Origin of the sequence: Mariniflexile sp. TRM1-10, assembly GCF_003425985.1 — a bacterium.
Taxonomy (GTDB): Bacteria; Bacteroidota; Bacteroidia; order Flavobacteriales; family Flavobacteriaceae; genus Mariniflexile.
In genome coordinates this window covers 1,783,847-1,805,233 of sequence record NZ_CP022985.1, presented here as the reverse complement: position 1 = coordinate 1,805,233, position 21,387 = coordinate 1,783,847, and the positions used below count along the sequence as shown (strand labels likewise).

At 36.3% G+C, this 21,387-nt stretch carries 16 protein-coding genes and 1 tRNA gene; 9 read left to right on the top strand and 8 right to left on the bottom strand.

The window, feature by feature from the left end:
• Positions 1-177: 177 nt before the first annotated feature.
• Together CJ739_RS07800 and mce are read right to left on the bottom strand one after the other, a co-directional pair.
• A tRNA-Ile gene (locus CJ739_RS07800) sits at positions 178-251 on the bottom strand.
• Positions 252-337: 86 nt separating this feature from the next.
• Entirely contained in the window at positions 338-748 is a 411-nt protein-coding gene (gene mce / locus CJ739_RS07795; protein ID WP_117174066.1) for a methylmalonyl-CoA epimerase, read from the bottom strand.
• A 103-nt stretch (positions 749-851) separates the two neighbouring features.
• Here mce and rbfA point away from each other — a divergent pair, with 103 nt between their 5' ends.
• Both rbfA and CJ739_RS07785 read left to right on the top strand, forming a co-directional pair.
• Positions 852-1,256, top strand: coding sequence for a 30S ribosome-binding factor RbfA (rbfA, locus tag CJ739_RS07790; RefSeq protein WP_117174064.1), 405 nt, complete (start codon positions 852-854; stop codon positions 1,254-1,256).
• A gap of 7 nt (positions 1,257-1,263) precedes the next feature.
• Positions 1,264-2,472: an ABC transporter permease gene (locus tag CJ739_RS07785; RefSeq protein ID WP_117174062.1), complete on the top strand. Its 1,209-nt coding sequence runs from the start codon at positions 1,264-1,266 to the stop codon at positions 2,470-2,472.
• A gap of 210 nt (positions 2,473-2,682) precedes the next feature.
• Here the strand turns inward: CJ739_RS07785 and dusB are convergent, their stop codons facing one another.
• Positions 2,683-3,678 (bottom strand): tRNA dihydrouridine synthase DusB, encoded by a 996-nt coding sequence (gene dusB / locus CJ739_RS07780; protein ID WP_117174060.1) that lies wholly within the window; start codon positions 3,676-3,678, stop codon positions 2,683-2,685.
• A gap of 84 nt (positions 3,679-3,762) precedes the next feature.
• Here dusB and CJ739_RS07775 point away from each other — a divergent pair, with 84 nt between their 5' ends.
• The 4 genes from CJ739_RS07775 to CJ739_RS07760 are packed head-to-tail and all read left to right on the top strand — an operon-like array spanning position 3,763 to position 6,282.
• A complete protein-coding gene (locus CJ739_RS07775) occupies positions 3,763-4,506 on the top strand; it encodes a prolipoprotein diacylglyceryl transferase (RefSeq protein WP_117174057.1) in 744 nt (247 codons plus the stop codon).
• Positions 4,496-5,887, top strand: a complete 1,392-nt coding sequence (locus CJ739_RS07770) for a radical SAM protein (protein ID WP_117174055.1) — start codon at positions 4,496-4,498, stop codon at positions 5,885-5,887. Before CJ739_RS07775 ends, CJ739_RS07770 begins: the two co-directional genes overlap by 11 nt.
• A 1-nt stretch (position 5,888) precedes the next feature.
• Positions 5,889-6,074, top strand: coding sequence for a hypothetical protein (locus CJ739_RS07765; RefSeq protein WP_117174053.1), 186 nt, complete (start codon positions 5,889-5,891; stop codon positions 6,072-6,074).
• Between the two features lie 4 nt (positions 6,075-6,078).
• Complete coding sequence (locus CJ739_RS07760; RefSeq protein ID WP_117174051.1) at positions 6,079-6,282, top strand: hypothetical protein; 204 nt, start codon at positions 6,079-6,081, stop codon at positions 6,280-6,282.
• A 4-nt stretch (positions 6,283-6,286) separates the two neighbouring features.
• Here CJ739_RS07760 and CJ739_RS07755 read toward each other — a convergent pair whose 3' ends face one another.
• Positions 6,287-8,704 (bottom strand): TonB-dependent receptor plug domain-containing protein, encoded by a 2,418-nt coding sequence (locus tag CJ739_RS07755; RefSeq protein WP_162880159.1) that lies wholly within the window; start codon positions 8,702-8,704, stop codon positions 6,287-6,289.
• Positions 8,705-8,985: 281 nt separating this feature from the next.
• On the opposite strand from CJ739_RS07755, the gene lepA reads away from it, so the two are divergent.
• Complete coding sequence (gene lepA, locus CJ739_RS07750; RefSeq protein WP_117174047.1) at positions 8,986-10,782, top strand: translation elongation factor 4; 1,797 nt, start codon at positions 8,986-8,988, stop codon at positions 10,780-10,782.
• 312 nt (positions 10,783-11,094) lie between these two features.
• On the opposite strand, the gene CJ739_RS07745 is transcribed toward lepA, so the two are convergent.
• From CJ739_RS07745 to CJ739_RS07730, 4 genes are all read right to left on the bottom strand, one after another.
• On the bottom strand, positions 11,095-13,140 hold the full coding sequence (locus CJ739_RS07745) for a tetratricopeptide repeat-containing sensor histidine kinase (protein WP_117174045.1): 2,046 nt from the start codon (positions 13,138-13,140) through the stop codon (positions 11,095-11,097).
• Between the two features lie 95 nt (positions 13,141-13,235).
• Positions 13,236-15,299, bottom strand: coding sequence for a tetratricopeptide repeat-containing sensor histidine kinase (locus CJ739_RS07740; protein ID WP_117174042.1), 2,064 nt, complete (start codon positions 15,297-15,299; stop codon positions 13,236-13,238).
• Positions 15,300-15,675: 376 nt separating this feature from the next.
• Positions 15,676-16,350 carry a response regulator gene (locus CJ739_RS07735; protein ID WP_117174040.1) on the bottom strand — a complete coding sequence of 225 codons (675 nt, stop codon included), beginning with the start codon at positions 16,348-16,350 and terminating at the stop codon, positions 15,676-15,678.
• An 11-nt stretch (positions 16,351-16,361) separates the two neighbouring features.
• Complete coding sequence (locus CJ739_RS07730; protein ID WP_117174038.1) at positions 16,362-18,401, bottom strand: tetratricopeptide repeat-containing sensor histidine kinase; 2,040 nt, start codon at positions 18,399-18,401, stop codon at positions 16,362-16,364.
• A 304-nt stretch (positions 18,402-18,705) separates the two neighbouring features.
• Between CJ739_RS07730 and CJ739_RS07725 the strand changes: the two genes are divergently transcribed.
• Positions 18,706-20,112, top strand: a complete 1,407-nt coding sequence (locus CJ739_RS07725) for a glycogen synthase (protein WP_117174036.1) — start codon at positions 18,706-18,708, stop codon at positions 20,110-20,112.
• A gap of 6 nt (positions 20,113-20,118) precedes the next feature.
• Complete coding sequence (locus CJ739_RS07720; RefSeq protein ID WP_117174034.1) at positions 20,119-21,384, top strand: glucose-1-phosphate adenylyltransferase; 1,266 nt, start codon at positions 20,119-20,121, stop codon at positions 21,382-21,384.
• The last annotated feature ends 3 nt before the right edge of the window (positions 21,385-21,387 follow it).

Genomic DNA, 21,387 nt, shown 5'->3' with positions numbered 1-21,387 from the left:
GGATCCGTAATCCAATTTATATTGTTTGCAAACAAAAAGGCTTCAAAGGGTTAAAACGCTATGAAGCCTTGATTTTATTAGTGATTCCGTCTGGGCTTACTTCGGCTACACTCAGCATAAACTTCGCCCTTAAAATTTTAAACAAAAAATCCTTCCGATGAAGAAGGATTTTAAAAGTGGTCCCACCTGGGCTCGAACCAGGGACCACCTGATTATGAGTCAGGTGCTCTAACCAACTGAGCTATAGGACCTATTTCGTATATTTTACCATCTTAAAACAGCATCACACCGAAATTGGCTGCGAATTTAATACTAATTTTAAAACTCTACAAGAAATTTATTCTTTTAAACTAATTTCTTGACACAACTCTATAAGAACACCATGCGTAGTCTTGGGATGCAAAAAAACAACCAGCTTATTATCAGCGCCTTTTTTGGGTATTTCGTTTAAAACAACAAAACCTTCATGGGTCAATCTTTTTACTTCAGCTTCAATATCATCGACATCAAAAGCGATATGATGAATGCCTTCTCCTTTTTTGTTAATAAACTTCGCTATAGGGCTATCATCATTTGTGGCTTCCAAAAGTTCTATCTTATTGTTTCCCACCATAAAAAACGATGTTTTAACACCTTCGCTTTCTACAATTTCAGTCTTATAACATAATTCACCAAATAGTTTGGCATACAATTCATTAGCGTCGTCTAAGTTTTTAACGGCTATTCCTATATGTTCAATTTTATTCATTTACCAATTCTTTATAGTAAGATACAAATTTTGTAAACCTAAAAGCAAGATAATCTTTAAATAACCGCTATTTTTGCATTCTAAACCTTTAATAGGTATTAAAATGAGTAACGTAGAGGAAAGTCAAAGACAAAAAAAAATAGGATCGGTTTTACAACGCGATTTAGTTGAAGTGCTACAAGGTGCCGCTACACAAGGCGGTTTACATGGTATATTAATATCGGTATCTAAAGTTAAAGTAACAGTCGATTTATCGGTTGCTAAAGTATATTTAAGTATTTTTCCTAACGATAAAGCAAAAGAATTGTTGGTGGGAATCAAGTCAAACACACCGTTAATTAGACACGAATTGGCGCAACGCACTAAAAACCAGTTACGCCGTATGCCTAATTTGGAGTTTTTTGTAGACGATTCTTTAGAATATATCGACCAAATTGACAAATCTTTAAAAGGGCAAGAAAACCCTATTAAAGACCCCTCTATTTTAGACAAAAGGAAAAAATCTTAATTAAAAATTGAATGTCCCCTTATATATAGCAAAACGTTATTTACGCTCAAAAAGCAGTAACAATGCCATTAATTTTATTACCATTATAGCCGTTATTGGTGTTATTTTAGGTTCTGCTTCCTTATTTATTGTGCTTTCTGGCTTTTCGGGTTTAAAAGATTTCACACTTCAGTTTTCTAGCATAATAGACCCTGATTTGAAAGCTGAAACGGCTAAAGGAAAATCGTTTATTTTAACCAAGGACGATGTGAGCAAGCTTAATAAGTTAAGTGACATTGCCCAATATGCTAAAATTGTTGAAGAACGCGTTATTATAGCGTCTCAAGATAAGAATACCATCGCCACTATTAAAGGTGTTGATGAACATTTTAAACAAGTCGTTAGTTTTGATACCGTTATAGAACACGGTAATTGGATAGAGCCAAAATCACGACAAATCATGGTTGGTTGGGGTATTGCAAACAGTTTATCACTAGGTATTTTAGATTACGTAAACCCTATAAACATCTATGTTCCAAAACCAGGAAAAGGACAAATAACCTCCACAAAAAATGCATTTAACAGCATTAACGTTATTAATGTTGGGGTGTTTTTTATTAATGAAAAACTAAACGACACCTATGTGTATGCTCCTATAGATTTGGCTCAAAATCTTTTAAACTACGAACCCAACCAAATAACTGCCATAGAGTTTAAGCTTAAGGAAGGCGTAGATGAAACCCTTGCAAAAGAACATATTCAAGCCATTTTAGGCGATAAAGTGGTTATAAAAAACAGGGCGCAATTAAACGATGCCCTTTATAAAATGCTTAACACCGAAAATTTAGCGGTTTATTTAATTTTTACATTGGTGTTAATTATTGCCTTTTTTAATGTTATAGGTTCGTTAATTATGATGATGCTAGACAAAAAACGAAGCCTCAATACCCTATTCAATATCGGTATAACCGTCAGGGACATTCGCCGCATTTTCTTTTACCAAGGAAGTTTAATGAGTATTGTGGGTGGTTTTATAGGCTTACTAATTAGCCTTATTGTCGTGTATCTTCAAAAAACATTTTCGTTGGTTATGATAACCCCGTCACTGGCTTACCCCGTAAACATTAAAATTGAAAACTTATTTATTGTGTTTATAACCATTTCGGTTTTGGGTATTATTGCTTCAAAAATAGCATCGGCACGCATTACAAAGTCTTTGGTAGAAGAAGCGCATTAATTTGGGCGAGTTGCCATAAAAAAATGGCAAACAGGCTGTCCGCTATATCTTTTTTGCTTTTATTGGCAAAAAAGGATGCCGCTTCCATCCTTCTCACAAAAACCATCTCGTTTTACAAAAACCTTAAAAATAAGCCGATGCGCATGAGGTTGCCCGCAAAAGCGCTAGTAGTGTATAACGCGGCGGCTTACCATTTGCCCAAATAAAAAATTATTCTGTAAATTGATAATTGGCAAACTGTTCCAATACCTCATCAAAGGCCGCAAACACATCTTCAGGGCGGTCACTGGTAACCATTTTGGTTCTTAATTCTTTAAAATGTGGAATGTTTTTAAAGTAATTGGTGTAATGGCGACGGGTTTCAAAAACGCCCAAGGTTTCGCCTTTCCAATCGATAGCCATTTGCAAATGACGACGGGCTGCCTCAACACGCTCTTCAATGGAAATGGGTGCTAAATGTTCGCCTGTTTTAAAATAGTGCTTTACTTGTTTAAAAAACCACGGATTGCCAATGCTGGCACGCCCTATCATGGCACCATCAAGTCCGTAACTATCACGCATTTCCATAGCTTTTTCTGGGGTGTCAACATCACCATTTCCAAACACGGGAATGTGCATGCGTGGGTTGTTTTTTACTTCGGCAATGGGTTTCCAGTCGGCATGACCTTTGTACATTTGGGCACGGGTGCGCCCATGTATGGCAATGGCTTTGCAGCCGACATCTTGCAGTCTTTCGGCTACTTCAAGAATTTTTATGGAATCGTAATCCCAACCCAAACGGGTTTTTACGGTTATGGGTATGTTGGTACGTTTTACCATTTCTTTAGTAAGCTGTTCCATCAAGCAAACATCTTTTAAAATGCCAGCGCCGGCGCCTTTGCTTACTACTTTTTTTACGGGACAACCAAAGTTGATATCGATGATATCTGGTTGGGATTTTTCAACAATATCAATGGTTTGAAGCATGCTTTCTAAATTGGCTCCAAATATTTGAATGCCGACCGGTCGCTCCTTTTCATAGATATCCAACTTCATAACGCTTTTGGCAGCATTACGTATTAAGCCTTCACTCGATACAAACTCGGTGTACACCACATCTGCACCTTGTTCTTTGCACAAGGCACGAAATGGTGGGTCACTCACATCTTCCATAGGCGCAAGAAGCAATGGAAAATCGGGAAGTTGTTTGTTGTCTATTTTTACCACGTCAAAAATTTTGGTGTAAAATTAGTGTTTTTTGAGTAATTGTTTATCTTCATCATCATCAAACTCTAATCCATTACTTTTTTTTTGAAGATTCCTTTTGAACCCTTAATTTTTGGTTATCATATTAATAGCCACTTAGTTTTAGAATACTTGGCTTTTTTTGTAGCCTATAGATATTATGTTTTTTTGAGAAAAAGACATGTGGATTCCATTACTTCAATGAATCGTCTTTCCATTATTCTTGGCGCTGCCATTGGTGCTTTAATTGGTTCTCGATTGGTTGGATTTTTAGAAAACCCAATGATTGAATTTTCAAAAGAAAACATCATCCAACTATTAAACACCAAAACCATTATGGGCGGTTTGTTTGGTGGATTACTTGGTGTGGAATTAGCTAAAAAGATTATTGGCGAGTCGAAATCTTCTGGCGATTTGTTTGTATTTCCTATTATTCTAGGCATTTTTATTGGTAGAATTGGCTGTTTCCTATCGGGTGTCAATGAGTTTACTTATGGTAATGCGACATATTCAATCTTCGGAATGGATTTAGGAGATGGTATATTGCGCCACCCAACGTCGCTTTACGAATTGGTGTTTTTGATACTGCTGTTTTTCAGCTTAAAATACATTAAAAATAATTTCAGCTTAGAAAATGGCGAACACTTCAAATATTTTATGCTGCTGTATTTCGGATTCCGTTTTTTTATAGAATTTTTAAAACCCAATATCTTTTATGTATTTGGTTTAAGTAGCATTCAAATATTATGCATAATTTGTTGGCTTTATTATTACAAATTCATCTTTCAAAAACTAAAAAATGCCAACTAGAAAATATACCTATTACGATTTTACTTTAAGTTTGTGTCCAGACTGTTTAAAACGGGTTGACGCCAAAATTGTGTTTGAAGATGGCAATGTTTATATGTTAAAACGTTGTAACGAACATGGTCATAGCAAAGTATTAATTGCCGATGATATTGAGTACTACAAAAACATACGCAACTACAATAAACCCAGTGAAACGCCGTACACTTTCAATACAAAAACACATTACGGTTGCCCTTACGATTGCGGTTTGTGTCCAGACCACGAGCAACACAGTTGCCTAACCGTTGTAGAGGTTACCGATAGATGTAATCTAACTTGTCCAACCTGTTACGCAGGTTCCTCGCCCACTTATGGCCGCCACCGTACGTTAGATGAAATTAAAAAAATGCTCGATACCATTGTTAAGAACGAAAAAGAACCCGATGTGGTACAAATTTCGGGAGGCGAACCCACAATTCATCCACAGTTTTGGGAGATTTTAGATTATGCCAAATCACTTCCCATTCGCCATTTAATGTTGAATACCAACGGTATAAAAATTGCAAAGGATATCGCTTTCGCGGAAAAATTAAAAACCTACGCCCCCGATTTTGAAATCTATTTACAGTTTGATTCGTTTGATGATCGTGTTTTACAAGAATTACGAGGCGCCAATTTAAGTGACATCCGAATGAAAGCACTTGAACATTTGAATGCCGTAAACCTTTCAACAACTTTAGTGGTAACACTTCAAAAAGGCTTAAATGACAATGAAATAGGACAAATAATAGATTTTGCTTTACAACAAAAATGTGTAAGAGGCGTCACGTTTCAACCTACTCAAATTGCCGGAAGATTAGAACATTTTAATCCCGAAACCGATAGAATGACACTTACTGAAGTGCGTCGAAAAATATTAGAGCAAACCAGTATTTTCAATCCCGATGATTTACTGCCTGTACCTTGTAATCCTGACGCTTTAGTTATGGGGTATGCTTTAAAACTTGGAGGCGACGTTTTTCCGCTAACGCGTTATATCAACCCAAATGATTTGTTGGATAATAGCAAAAACACGATTATTTACGAGCAAGATTCGCAACTTCAAGAAAAAATGATTGAACTTTTCAGCACAGGAAATTCTGTTGAAGTTGCCGAAGAAAACCTAAAATCCATCATGTGTTGCTTACCAAATATTGATGCGCCCAATCTGGGTTATGATAATTTATTTCGTATTATTATCATGCAGTTTATTGATGCTTATAATTTTGACGTACGTGCCATTAAAAAATCGTGTGTACACATCGTCAATAAAGACAATAAAATAATCCCTTTTGAAACGATGAATTTATTTTATAGGGATGATAAAAAAGAACGATTAGAGGAACTTCGAAAAGATTTGTAATATGGAACTAGTACTGGTAACAATAATTGCTTTAATAATTTCCCATATTCCTGCAATAATCATGTTTATCGTTGGTAAAAATATAAGTCTTCGAAAACCAAAAACCTCAAAAATATTATATATTCTTGCAACAACCTATACTATTATAGGTTTAGGAATTTGCGGAACTATACTAACAAACTTATGATGTAATGAACCCGTACTCACTTGAAATAGGAAATTTAGACGGCATATTCGTTTTAATAATTGCCATTATGTTGGGACCAGCAATTCTGTTGGCTATTATTGGTTTTGCACTAAGAAAAAACAATAAAAAGGCCTCAAAGGTGCTTTTTATATTAGCTGCTGTTTACGTGATTGTAAGTTTGGGTATTTGTGGTAGCATGATAATTTAAACTTTTACTTTTCAATAGTATAAAACACCTTCTTCACCACAGGAATACCCGTTGCGGTAATGCCTTCTAAAGTCACTTTAACAGTAGTTTCAACCTCACTATTGTAATAGCTTGCTTGAGAGGTGCCTGTTTGGTCTGGGTGTATATAGGGGTTCCAATACAATGTGTTGCGTACAGCGTCTGTGTTCTGCATCTCTAAGGATGGTTTGTTGGGGTCTGGCGAATAAAATACCCGAGCATCATAAAATCCTTCTATATGTTGGCTAATATTATGGAATTCTTTTTTAGACCGCACATTTGCCGTAGGGTCTTTTGTGTAAATGGCAATAATGCCATTGGCACCTTCTGAACCAAATATGGCTGCACTTGGCCCTTTTATCGCATCTATTTTTTCAACATTATCTGGCAAGATAAAATCTAATTGAGACTGGTCGAATAATGGAAACCCGTCCAATATAATGTGTGCAGGCCCACTAAACCTCATAAAACGAATGGTGTCTCCATCAACAATAACACCTGGGATGTTGTATTGAATAAGTTGGTAAATATCATTAAAAACAGGGGTTTCATCTCCTACAACATAGCTAAAATCGGGCATGCCGTATAAACTTTGGGTAGTGTTTTTCTTCTTGGCAATGATTTCAACCTCATCCAATATATTTTCTGGGGCAATACCATAATTGACATATTTCCTTAAAATAGTCTCTTTAATGGCATTAGTAACTAAAGGAAAACTGGTTGGTTGCTTTTTAAACGCTACCGGTATTGGGTCTGGCTCAAATGGAAATGTTATAATCTCCCCTTTGCCTTTTCCTTTATCATTTTTCGAATTTAAAAACATATTGGCCTTTCCATAAAACACCAGGTTATCAAACTTAAACATTCCAAGAGAATCTGTTTCTGTATCAAATATATTTATCCCTGTTTTACCCATTAAGGCTAAAGTCATGTTACTATTTGCTTTTGGTTTATTTCCAAAAAGCTGCTTTACCCTACCTGCTATGGTAAACACTTTTTCGGGTTTATAATTAAGACTATCATTAATTTTTGGTACTTCTTTCCATAAAAAATCTCTCCACCCTTGTGTTAAAAGCAATAAATCGAGATGGTATAACCTATTGGAATTGCTTGCATCAAAATAATAGCTAGGGTTGTGTACCTGCCCTCTAATATCAGATTCCATTAAAAAATAAGAGCTGATATTTGTGCCATAATCTTTGGTATCCTCTAAGCCGTTCAAATCTGTGCAACTTAATGAAAAGCTTGCGGACGCTAGAGCCCCTGCTTTGGTTTTTGAGGAGATATTAACCGTTACCTTTTCCGAAGGTTTATATACCTTCTTATCAGTTGCTACGGTTACTTGCAGGTCCTGTTCTTTTTCAATATAAACCAAGCGTTCGCTTTGCGGTCTTAAACTGGCATCGTATAATGTTAATTGGGTAATGCCTTCAGGAAAATTGGTTTTGGGCAATTCAAAAGAAAAAATCGTACTGGATACTGATTGCCTGCCTTCAAAATAACTAATACCTCGTGTGGTGCTAACGATTGTAAGTGGCGTATTGGGTTGTTGCGCTAAGGTTTCTGAATTCGTTTTAATAGTTACGATATCTCTTTCCTCAACTTTTTTACAACTTAGTAAATAACCGGTTTCATGTGCTTTAGGAAGTGGGACGTCTATTTGATTACCATCTGATATTGAAACTTTAGCATTATATTGATTCCCTTTCTGTGGTTTAAGCTGAAATTTTCCCATACCTTCATGACTGCTATATAACATTCCCACAAGTTCCTCATTGGAGTCAAAAACTTTACCTTCAATTTTAATAGGGTTTCCATGATTATCAACCGCCTTAAAAGCGACAACGCTCTGAACATCATTTATAAGCGAGCCTCCTTCAGGAAAAAACTGCACATTAAAGGTGTTTTGGGAAGCTTCATTGGTATTTACCTCCGCCGTTTTAGGTTTTAACTTACTTGCCGTTTCTTTAGTGTCCGTTTGTTTATCAAAAACATCAATAACCTCAATCTCCTTTTTAAAAATAAAGTCATCACCAAAATTTCGGCTGTAGTTTGTATAAGCTCTTATTTGATAAGTTCCGACATTTTTTACACCAACAGAATCGGTTAATTTAAAATCACCATGTCCCAATCCGTTGTCTAACTGTGTTTTGTTTCTTGCAATTATTTTTGAATCTGGCGAAACCAATTCTACATATAATATATGACTATTATCTAAAAGCAAATTATTGTAAGCATAAACCAAATAGGCTTTATACCATAACGACTCACCTACTGTATAAAAAGACCGATCCGTATGAATATATATTTTTTCTATATCTGGAATTTCTTTTTTCTCTTGGGCATTTAACAAAGTAGTTGCCAGAATACATGCTAAAAAGCACTTTAATAGTTGTTTTGTCATTCTGTTTAAAAAATTCAACATTTAATACCGAGATTATTTTAATTACGTTTTATTTAATACTAACAAATCTAAGACATTAAAAATATGCAAAAGTTTAATTTCTTACACAATAAAATATCATAAAAATATTACAGTTTTAAAACAAAAAAATATATATTGAGTTCGAATAATATATTTATTATGGTAATTGTTATCAGATAATATAATTAACATGTATTCAATCTTTCAGCCTCATTTAAAAACATCTATATTTGCAAATTAATTAGGGTTTAAATTCCTTTATGAAGAACATTAGAAACTTTTGCATTATTGCACATATAGACCATGGTAAGAGCACACTTGCCGATCGCTTGTTGGATTTTACAGGCTCTGTAACCGAAAGGGAAAAGCAAAACCAGTTACTTGATAATATGGATTTGGAGCGCGAACGCGGTATTACCATCAAGTCGCACGCTATCCAAATGGATTATACCTATAAAGGTGAACAATACATTTTGAACCTTATAGATACGCCTGGTCACGTAGATTTCTCTTATGAAGTGTCCCGCTCTATAGCTGCTTGCGAAGGTGCTTTGCTTATTGTAGACGCGGCACAAAGTATACAGGCTCAAACCATTTCCAATTTATATTTGGCTTTAGAAAACGATTTGGAAATTATCCCAGTCCTTAATAAAGTCGATTTACCAAGTGCCAACCCAGAAGAGGTAACCGACGATATTGTAGATCTATTAGGATGCAAACCAGAAGACGTCATTCACGCCAGTGGTAAAACAGGTTTTGGTGTCGATAATATTTTAGCGGCCGTAATTGAACGTATTCCTGCACCAAAAGGCGACCCCAACGCACCACTACAAGCATTGATTTTTGATTCGGTTTACAACACATTTAGAGGCATCGAAACTTATTTTAGAGTCTTTAACGGTGAAATAAAAAAAGGACAAAAAATTAAATTCGTTGCTACAGCTAATGAATATTATGCAGATGAAGTAGGCACCTTAAAATTAACCCAGGTTCCCAAACAAAGTGTTAAAACTGGTGACGTTGGCTATTTAATTACTGGTATTAAAACCGCCAAAGAAGTTAAAGTAGGCGATACCATTACCGATTTTGCAAACCCTACAACCAATATTGTAGAAGGGTTTGAAGATGTAAAACCAATGGTTTTTGCTGGTATTTACCCTGTTGATACCGAAGATTACGAAGAACTTCGTAGCTCCATGGAGAAATTACAATTAAATGACGCGTCGTTAGTATTTACTCCAGAAAGTTCGGCAGCATTAGGTTTTGGTTTCCGCTGTGGATTCTTAGGCATGCTTCACATGGAAATTATTCAGGAACGTTTAGAGCGTGAGTTTGATATGACGGTGATAACAACAGTTCCCAACGTATCATATCACGCATTTACAAACAAAAACCCTAACGAGGCATTTATTGTAAATAACCCATCAGACTTACCAGACCCTTCAACCGTAAATCGTGTTGAAGAACCTTATATAAAAGCAACGATTATTACTAAAGCCGATTTTATTGGTAATGTCATGTCGTTGTGTATTGAAAAACGCGGTATTGTTACCAACCAAACATATTTAACTACAGAACGTGTTGAATTAACGTTTGAAATGCCTTTGGCTGAAATTGTATTCGATTTTTACGACCGATTAAAAACAGTTTCAAAAGGCTATGCTTCTTTTGATTACCATCCCATTGGGATGAAAGTTTCCAAATTAGTGCGTTTAGATATTTTATTAAACGCCCAACCTGTTGATGCGCTTTCTGCTTTAATACATGCCGATAATGCTCAAAATATTGGCAAAAAAATGTGTGAAAAGCTAAAAGAGTTAATTCCGCGTCAGCAATTTGACATACCTATTCAAGCCGCCGTTGGTGCTAAAATTATTTCAAGAGAAACTATTAAAGCATTGCGTAAAGACGTTACGGCCAAATGTTATGGTGGTGATATTTCGCGTAAACGTAAACTATTGGAAAAACAGAAAAAAGGAAAAAAACGTATGCGTCAAGTTGGTAATGTAGAAATACCTCAACAGGCGTTTATGGCAGTTTTAAAATTGAACGATTAAAAAAATTAAGCGGCATGATAATAAAAATATCATGCCGCCCTTTTTTAAATCACCTTTATTAATGTAATTTCCAAAAATGATATCGAGAGTTCTATGTAGTCTCGATTTTTACTAATAGCACTTCAAATATAAAACGTTCACAACTATAAGGCCAAAGGTTTATCCTCAAAATAAGTAAGGTGATTGCGTAAATATGCTACATCACAATTATTAGCTGTACCAATCACGAAATTTAACTGGAATTGTTCTAGCTAATCTGAGAAAATGTCTTTAATAAGCCTCTGTAGCAGATGGTCTTCGATAACTAAGAAATTAAATCGGGACAATAATGTGTATGACCGTTTTTTTGTTTGGTACGGCATTTATTCTAAAAGAACCCTTTAGCTTCTCGGCTCTTGATGCCATGTTTTTTAGGCCAATGCCCTTTTTGTCACTGTTGGCATCAAAGCCCACTCCGTCATCTTCTATGGTCAAGTTCAACCGTTCGGCTTCTAAATAAAAACCAATACACACATGGTTGGCCCTTGCGTGCTTGACAATGTTCTGTACGGCTTCCTGAAGGATTCTGTAGATATTGACTTTTGTAAAATCCTGGATGCCGTCAAACAAAACACCTCTGTTTACAATCTCATATTCAAAACCGCCCACCAGGCTTTGGGTCTTTAAGTATTGGTCCATCATGGATTCGAAATTCGTTTTTGTCAGAACCTCATCCCCTTTGAGCTCATGGGACAGTGACCTGATCTCTTTTTCGATCTTTTGGATCTCGTCCAAAAACCGGTGGTAGTCCCCCATGGTACCATCGTCGCCCTTTAGGTCCAAAAAGCCCATGTTCATTCGGGTGCCCAGCAACTGGCTCAGTATGCCATCGTGCAGGTCTTCCGCTATCCTATGGCGCTCCTGCATCCTGCCCTCCTCCAGTTTCGCCTGTTGCCTGAGCATCAGGCCATAGATCTCCTGGTTGGCCTCTTGCTGTTCCCTGTCAAAAAGGAGTCTTTGGTTCTTTCCCTGTTGCAGCCTTATAAAATACAGCAGCCCCAAGCTCAGTATAAAAATGGCAGCTATAACCGATATCAATATGTTCTGCGTGCTTAGGCGCTTGGTCTCGTTTATATATTGGTCGGTCTCAAACTGGATCCGGGCAAATTTGTTTCTGTTGGCACGCTCGTTGGCTATAAGGCTGTCATGGAGTGCTATGTACTCATATAAATGGGCCTTGCCCGCCTCGCCTTCTTTTAGTCTGGAGAGCTGTTTCAGGGCACGGAGTTCTTCTTCATACAACTTGCCTCTTTTGCCTATCCCGTGGGCTTTTTCGGCATAAAAAAGGGCCTTCTCTTTTTCGTTGGTGGCTTGGTAGAATTCGGACATATCGTTGCTGCTAGCAGACAGCTCGTAATCCAGTTTTAAACCCTCAAAAATATTATGGGCCTTGGTGAAAAGGGAATCGATTTTAGCCGTGTGTTTTTCTTTTGCCAAGAACAGGGTATAGGCTATATTACAGAGAATGGCGCCATAAGAGCTGGGGTCTTTTTTGAAAAGGTCAGGGTCTTCAAGCAGTTTATCATATATATCAAATGCCTTTTTATAGTCGCCTGTTTCTTTATAAACTTCAGCTATATTTATTTTTGCATGTAACTTCTTCTCATATTCCTTAGGTATATTTTTACTAATGTCCATTGATTTTTGGAAGTACTCCAATGCCCTGTCATAGTCTTTGTGCTTTTTTAAGTTCAGCCCCAGTGAATTATATGCATTGGATAATAACTCTAGGGTTTCTTCACTTTCCGGGATCGTTAACAACAAATTAATTGCCTGTATTGATGTCGTTTGGCTGCCTAAATAATCCTGTTCATCCTTTTGTAAATAAGCTATATTGTTCAAAATATATGGTTGAGTTGTTTTATATTTGGTTATTTTAGAAAAGGATGGGTTTTTAAAATATTTCAGTGCATTGTAATAATAGTAATAGGCACTATCGTTTTTTTTTCTACTAGCATGACATACATAACCTAGTTGATAATTTATATACGCAATACTGAGTGAATCCTTCAGTTTGTGTGCAAGCTTTAGGTTTTCGTGAAACATTTTTTTAGCTGTATCAAAATACTTAACGTCCCCTAAATAAACCACTGAAAGACGATCATTTGATAGTAAAAAAACAGAATCTACACCTGTTCTTTTTGATAGTGCTACAGCTTGTTTTGCGTACGCTATCCTTGTTTCCAAACCAAGTTCTGTGCTTTTGGAAAGTTGTCTCAATTTGTGTATGCTCTCCAATTGTTTTTTGAATACGTTGCTCTGAGCCCCTAAACAGGAAACAAGAAAAAAAAGAAATATATAAAGGTAATTTTTGTACATATTTTAATAAGGAACAAAACAAATATAGAAACTAAAACATTCAAATGTCCATTTAGTAAGCTTCTGTTATCAGCGGATGGTCTTCAACCAAGAAATTAAACCGGGACAATAATGTGTATGACCGTTTTTTTGTTTGGTACGGTATTTATTCTAAAAGAACCCTTTAGCTTCTCGGCTCTTGATGCCATGTTTTTTAGGCCAATGCCCTTTTTGTCACTGTTGGCATCAAATCCCATTCCGTCATCTTCTATGGCCAAGTTCAACCGTTCGGCTTCTAAACAAAAACCGATACGAACATGGTTGGCCCTTGCGTGCTTGACAATGTTCTGTACGGCTTCCTGAAGGATCCTGTAGATATTGACTTTTATAAAATCATGGATGCTGTCAAACAGAACACCTCTGTTTATAATCTCATATTCAAAACCGCCCACAAGGCTTTGGGTCTTTAGATATTGGTCCATCATGGATTCGAAATTCGTTCTTGTCAGAACCTCATCGCCTTTGAGCTCATGGGACAGTGACCTGACCTCTTTTTCGATCTTTTGGATCTCGTCCAAAAACCGGTGGTAGTCCCCCATGGTACCGTCATCGCCCTTTAGGTCCAAAAAGCCCATGTTCATTCGGGTGCCCAGCAACTGGCTCAGTATGCCATCGTGCAGGTCTTCCGCTATCCTATGGCGCTCCTGCATCCTGCCCTCCTCCAGTTTCGCCTGTTGCCTGAGCATCAGGCCATAGATCTCCTGGTTGGCCTCTTGCTGTTCCCTGTCAAAAAGGAGTCTTTGGTTCTTTCCCTGTTGCAGCCTTATAAAATACAGCAGCCCCAAGCTCAGTATAAAAATGGCAGCTATAACCGATATCAATATGTTCTGCGTGCTTAGGCGCTTGGTCTCGTTTATATATTGGTCGGTCTCAAACTGGATCCGGGCAAATTTGTTTCTGTTGGCACGCTCGTTGGCTATAAGGCTGTCATGGAGTGCTATGTACTCATATAAATGGGCCTTGCCCGCCTCGCCTTCTTTTAGTCTGGAGAGCTGTTTCAGGGCACGGAGTTCTTCTTCATACAACTTGCCTCTTTTGCCTATCCCGTGGGCTTTTTCGGCATAAAAAAGGGCCTTCTCTTTTTCGTTGGTGGCATTATAGAATTCGGACATATCGTTGCTGCTTGCAGACAGTTCGTAATCCAACTTTAAATCCTCAAAAATGTTGTGGGCCTTGGTAAAAAGGGAATCAATTTTAGCCGTGTTTCTATCTTTGGCCAAAAACATGGTATAGGCTATGTTGCAGAGAATGGCACCATATGAACCGGGGTCTTTTTTGAAAAGATCAGGGTCTTCAAGCAGTTTATCATATTTATCAAGTACATTTTTATAGTCGCCTATTTCTTTATAAACTTCAGCTATATTTATTTTTGCGTGTACCTTCTTCTTATATTCATTAAGTGTATTTTTACTAATGTCCATTGATTTTTGGAAGTACTCCAATGCCCTGTCATAGTCTTTGAGCTTTTTTAAGTTCAGCCCCAGTGAATTGTATGCATTTGATAATAACTCTAGGGTTTCTTCACTTTCCGGGATCGTTAACAATAAATTGATTGCCTGTATTGTTGTCGTTTGGCTGCCTACGTAATCTTGTTCATCTTTTTGTAAAAAAGCTATACTGTTTAAAATATATGGTTGAGTTATTTTATGGTTGGCTATTTTAGAAAAGGATGCGTTTTTAAAATATTTCAGTGTGTTGTAATAATAATAATAAGCACTGTCATTATTTTCTTTGTTAATATGATGTAAATAACTAATATGATATAAATGACCCAATTGATGACTAATGTATGTTATACTAAGTGAATCCTTCAGTTCGTTTGCTAGCTTTAAATTTTTATGGAGTATTTTTTTAGCTGTGTCAAAATACTTAACGTCCTTTAAATAAATTATTGTAAGGTCCCTAATAGATCTTAAAAAAACAGAATCCACATCTGTTCTTTTTGATAGTGCTACAGCTTGTTTTGCGTACGTTATCCTTGTTTCCAAACCAAGTTCTGTGCTTTTGGAAAGCTGTCTCAGTTTGTGTACGCTGTCCAATTGCTTTTTAAATACATTACTCTGGGCCCCTAAACTGGAAACAAGAAACAAAAGAAATATATAAAGGTATTTTTTGTACATATTTTAATAAGGAACGGAACAAATATAGAAACTAAAACATTTTAGCCTCCATTTATATACAAGATTAAAAGTGTTTTTTAGGTTATAAAGTATTAAACGAGAAAATATTTAAATTCCGCAACAGACATTTGTGACTGTTTTAAAGCTGAACGATTAAAAAAAGTAAGCGGTATGATAATAAAATACCATACCGCCCTTTTTTTAAATCACCCTTACCAAATATTAATTTTTTAAAGATGGTACCGAGAGTTTTATGTATTCTCGGCTTTTATTGATAGCACCCCAAATATAAAACGTGTGTGGCTGTAAGGCCAAAGGTATTTCCTCAAAATAAGTAAGGTCTTCGCATAATTATGCTATTGAATACGCATATTGGTTAAATAAACCCTTTTTCTTCAGCAATCCTAAAAAGATCCCGGTCTTCTTTATCAGTCAAATCAAAAATCTCTTTCAGTACCCGTTTCCTTTTTTCCAATGCAGAAATGGATAATGGTATGATATCGGGCAACTGACTCATTTTTGTGCCTTTGGACAACTCATACAATAGCTTTCTGTCTATGGCATCTATTAAAAAATCATTCGCCGTTAGCTTACGCATTAACTCAATGACCGATTTACTATAATAAGAATTACCTTCAATTATTGATTCAATAGCCAAAACCAGCTCTTTGGGATTTAAATCGTTCTTTATTAAAAAGCCTTCTGGATTTAAGTTTTTAAAAATAGAATTCATTCTATAATTATCATTAAATGTCGTTGACACTATTATTTTGGAATTGGGCAACAGTTCTATTATTTTAAGCCCCAAATCTTCACCAGATAATATCACTCCTTTTTGGGATGGCGGTAATTTAATGTCCAGAAAAACAATGTCCAGCCCTTGTCGCTTTGAAGCTTCCTTAATCTTTAAGTATGCTGTATCACAGTTATTGGCTGTACTGATTATGAAATTTAACTTGGGATTTTTCAAGCTAATCTGGGAGAATGCCTTTTTATAGGCTTCTGTTATTAGCGGATGGTCTTCGATAATTAAAACATTGTATTCATTCATAACTAAAAAAATTAAATCGGGACAATAATATGTATAACCGTTTTTTTGTTTGGTACGGTATTTATTCTAAAAGAACCCTTTAGCTTCTCGGCTCTTGATGCCATGTTTTTTAGGCCAATGCCCTTTTTGTCACTGTTGGCATCAAAGCCCACTCCGTCATCTTCTATGGTCAAGTTCAACCGTTCGGCTTCTAAATAAAAACCAATACGCACATGGTTGGCCCTTGCGTGCTTGACAATGTTCTGTACGGCTTCCTGGAGGATCCTGTAGATATTGACTTTTGTAAAATCCTGGATGCTGTCAAACAGAACACCTCTGTTTACAATCTCATATTCAAAACCGCCCACAAGGCTTTGGGTCTTTAAGTATTGGTCCATCATGGATTCGAAATTCGTTCTTGTCAGAACCTCATCCCCTTTGAGCTCATGGGACAGTGACCTGATCTCTTTTTCTATCTTTTGGATCTCGTCCAAAAACCGATGGTAGTCCCCCATGGTACCGTCATCGCCCTTTAGGTCCAAAAAGCCCATGTTCATTCGGGTGCCCAGCAACTGGCTCAATATGCCATCGTGCAGGTCTTCCGCTATCCTATGGCGTTCCTGCATCCTCCCCTCCTCCAGTTTCGCCTGTTGCCTGAGCATCAGGCCATAGATCTCCTGGTTGGCCTCTTGCTGTTCCCTGTCAAAAAGGAGCCTTTGGTTCTTTCCCTTTTGTAGCCTTATAAAATGCAACAGCCCCAAGCTCAGTACAAAAATGGCAGCTATGATCGATATCAATATGTTTTGGGTGCTCAGGCGCTTGGTCTCTTGTATATGTTGGTCGGTCTCAAACTGGATCCGGGCAAATTTGTTCCTGTTGGCACGCTCGTTGGCTATCAGGCTGTCATGGAGTGCTATGTACTCATATAAATGGGCCTTGCCCACCTCGCCTGCTTTTAGTCTGGAGAGCTGTTTCAGGGCACGGAGTTCTTCCTCATATAACTGAGCTGTTTTACTTATTGAATAAGCTTTTTCAGCATAAAAAAGAGCCTTCTCTTTTTCGTTGGTGGCTTGGTAGAATTCGGACATATCGTTGCTGCTAGCAGACAGCTCGTAATCCAGTTTTAAACCCTCAAAAATATTATGGGCCTTGGTGAAAAGGGAATCGATTTTAGCCGTGTGTTTTTCTTTTGCCAAGAACAGGGTATAGGCTATGTTACAGAGAATGGCGCCATAAGAGCTGGGGTCTTTTTTGAAAAGGTCAGGGTCTTCAAGCAGTTTATCATATATATCAAATGCCTTTTTATAGTCGCCTGTTTCTTTATAAACTTCAGCTATGTTTATTTTTGCGTATAGCTTATTAACCTGTTCATCTGGTGTTCTTTTACTAATGTCCATTGATTTTTGAAAGTAATCCAATGCCCTGTCATATTCTTTGAGCTTTTTTAAATTCAACCCCAGTGAATTATATGCATTGGATAAAAACTCTTTGCTTTTTTTGTTCTCTGGGACTGTTAAAATTAAATTAATTGCCTGTATTGTTGTGGTTTGACTACCTATATAATCTTGTTTATCTTTTTGTAATTGAGCTATACTGTTTAAATTAGTTGCTTGAGCTATTTTATGCTTGGCTATTTTAGAAAAGGATGCGTTTTTAAAATGTCTTAAGGCATTGTAATTATAGTAATAGGCACTATCATTATTTTCTCTTTTACATAAATAAACCAATTGATGACTAATATATGTTATACTGAGTGAATCTTTCAGTTCATTTGCAAGCTTTAGGTTTTTATGGAGTGTTTTTTTAGCTGTGTCAAAATACTTAACATCCTCTAAATAAACTATTGTAAGGATTCTAATCGATCTTAAAAAAACCGAATCCACACCTGTTCTTTTTGATAGTGCTACAGCTTGTTTTGCATACGCTATCCTTGTTTCCAAACCAAATTCTGTGTTATGGGAAAGCTGTCTCAATTTGTGTATGCTATCCAATTGTTTTTTAAATACATGGCTCTGGGCCCCTAAACTGGAAACAAGAAACAAAAGAAATATAGAAAGGTATTTTTTGTGCATATTTTAATAAGGAACGGAACAAATATAAAAACTAAAACATTTTAGCTTCCATTTAAATATAAAATTAAAAGTGTTTTTTAGGTTATAAAGTGTTAAACGGGGAAATATTTAAATTCCGCAACAGACCTTTAGGGCTATTTCAAAGCTGAATGATTAAGATTTCTTAATGCTTTTGGTTTTTAATGCAAAAAAATTATTGAAAATTTTAATTAAACCTGATTCTGTAATAATTTCTTCAAAAATAAATTTCCTTCAAAATATTGCATAATATTTTTGTAAGTTTATAAACAAAGCAAAAATATTAATGACAATTATTCATATAAGTGCGGAATGCTATCCGGTAGCCAAAGTAGGCGGACTAGCCGATGTTGTTGGTGCTTTACCTAAATATCAAAACAGTTCAAAAGTGTCATCGCAGGTTATCATGCCTTTTTACGACAATACGTTTACTAAAGAAAATGTGTTTACAACTATTTATAGTAACGAAATTAATTTAGGTAATACACTTGTAAACTTTAATGTTAAAACACTAAAGGAAAAACCTTTAGACTTTGAGGTCTTTTTTATAGACGTCCCAGAACTTCTATTTAAAGACTATGTGTATTCATCGGATGACACCAACCGATTTCTGGCCTTCCAAATTGCAACACTCGATTGGATACGAACATGGAAAAAACATCCAGACATCATACACTGCCATGACCACCATACGGGACTCATTCCTTTTATGCTTCAAGAAAGTTATAAATATGAAGCGTTTAGAAAAATTCCTAATATATTGACCATTCATAATGCCCAATACCAAGGCTGGTTTTCCCACATAAAAGTAGGCTTAATTCCATCATTTAATTTCAATAATGTTGGTTTACTAGATTGGGGTGGTACTATAAACCCATTGGCTGCGGCTATCAAATGTGCATGGCGCGTTACTACGGTTTCGCCTAGTTATATGGAAGAACTAAAAGTAGACGCCAATGGGCTAGAAAGCTTATTAAGTGCAGAAAACGCCAAATGTTCAGGTATATTAAATGGTATAGATACCGATGTTTGGAACCCCGAAACAGACCATTATATTATTAAAAACTACAATGCCAAAACAATTAATATTGGAGCAGAAGCCAATAAAAGGTACTTATGCGACACCTTTAATTTAGATTTTGAAAAACCCTTATTTGCCTTTATTGGTAGGTTGGTTGGCGAAAAGGGCTCTGATTTGTTTCCCGACGTCTTCAAAATTGCACTCGAAAGAAACAATCTTAATATATTGTTGTTAGGTTCTGGTAATAGTTTTGTTGAGCAACAGCTAGAAACCCTAAAAAAAGATTATATTGGCACATACAATGCTTTTATAGGCTACGACGAAAAGCTATCACATATTATATATGCCGGTGCCGATTTTTTACTAATGCCTTCACGTGTAGAGCCTTGCGGGCTAAACCAAATGTATGCATTACGCTACGGCACCATTCCTATCGTTAGAAGCATTGGCGGTTTAAAAGACACCGTTATAGATATTTCTAAAGAAAACGGTTTTGGTATTTGCCACGACAATGTCACCGTTTTAGAAATAATAAACGCCATAGATAGAGGGGTCGCCCTTTATAAAAACCAATCGAAATACAAAAAAATACGTAAAAAAATAATGGAAATAGACCATTCATGGGACGTTTCAGCACAAGAATACATAAATTTATATAACTCTATAAACTAACTAATTATGATCAATAATAAGGTTTTATCCATCATTTTAGGTGGCGGTCAAGGTTCTAGACTACATCCATTAACAGAAGAGCGTTCAAAACCAGCAGTTCCTATTGCTGGTAAATATAGGTTAGTGGATATTCCTATTTCCAACTGCATTAATTCAGACATAAAACGCATGTTTGTATTAACGCAATTTAATTCGGCTTCCTTAAACCGTCATATAAAAGACACTTATCATTTTAGTTTTTTTAGTAGTGCCTTTGTCGACGTACTTGCGGCAGAACAAACACCCGGCAATAAGGGATGGTTTCAAGGAACTGCCGATGCCGTTCGCCAAAGCATGCATCACTTTTTAAGACACGATTTTGAGTATGCTTTAATACTATCGGGCGATCAGTTGTATCAAATGGATTACGATAAAATGATTGAAGCCCATGAAAAAAGTAACGCAGCTATTTCTATAGCTACCATTCCTGTAAGTGCTAAAGACGCAACCTCCTTCGGAATTTTAAAAGCTAACGACGAAAATATTGTAACGTCATTTATTGAAAAACCAGACGCTAGTTTATTACCCGATTGGTCCTCTGAAGTTAGCGACGACATGAAAAAAGAAGGTCGCAACTATTTAGCCTCTATGGGTATTTACATTTTTAATAGAGAGCTTTTAGTAGAATTAATGAACGACCAATCAACAAACGACTTTGGCAAAGAAATTATTCCGCAATCTATTGAAAAACATAAAACATTAAGTTATCAATATGAAGGCTATTGGACCGATATAGGTAATATCGACTCCTTTTTTGAAGCAAATATTGGTTTAACCGATAATATTCCTAAATTCGATTTATACGACAAAACAAAACGTATTTACACGCATGCTAGGATGTTGCCAACAACAAAAATAGCAGGAACCACCTTAGTAAGAACTGTAATAGCCGAAGGTTGTTTAATTGGTGCTGCAAAAATAGAACAATCTGTTATTGGTATTCGTTCTAGAATAGGTAAAGAAACAACCATTATAAAAACGTATATGATGGGCAGCGATTACTACGAAACACTGCTTGAAATTGAAGAAAAGAAAATAAAAATTTTACTGGGTATTGGTGAGCGTTGCTTTATTAAAAACGCGATTCTAGATAAAAACTGCCGCATTGGAGATGATGTTAGAATTAATGGTGGCAGCCATTTACAAGACACCGAAACAGACACGTATGCCATTAAAGACGGCATTGTAGTAATTAAAAAAGGAGTAACTATCCCTAGCGGATTTGTAATATAATAT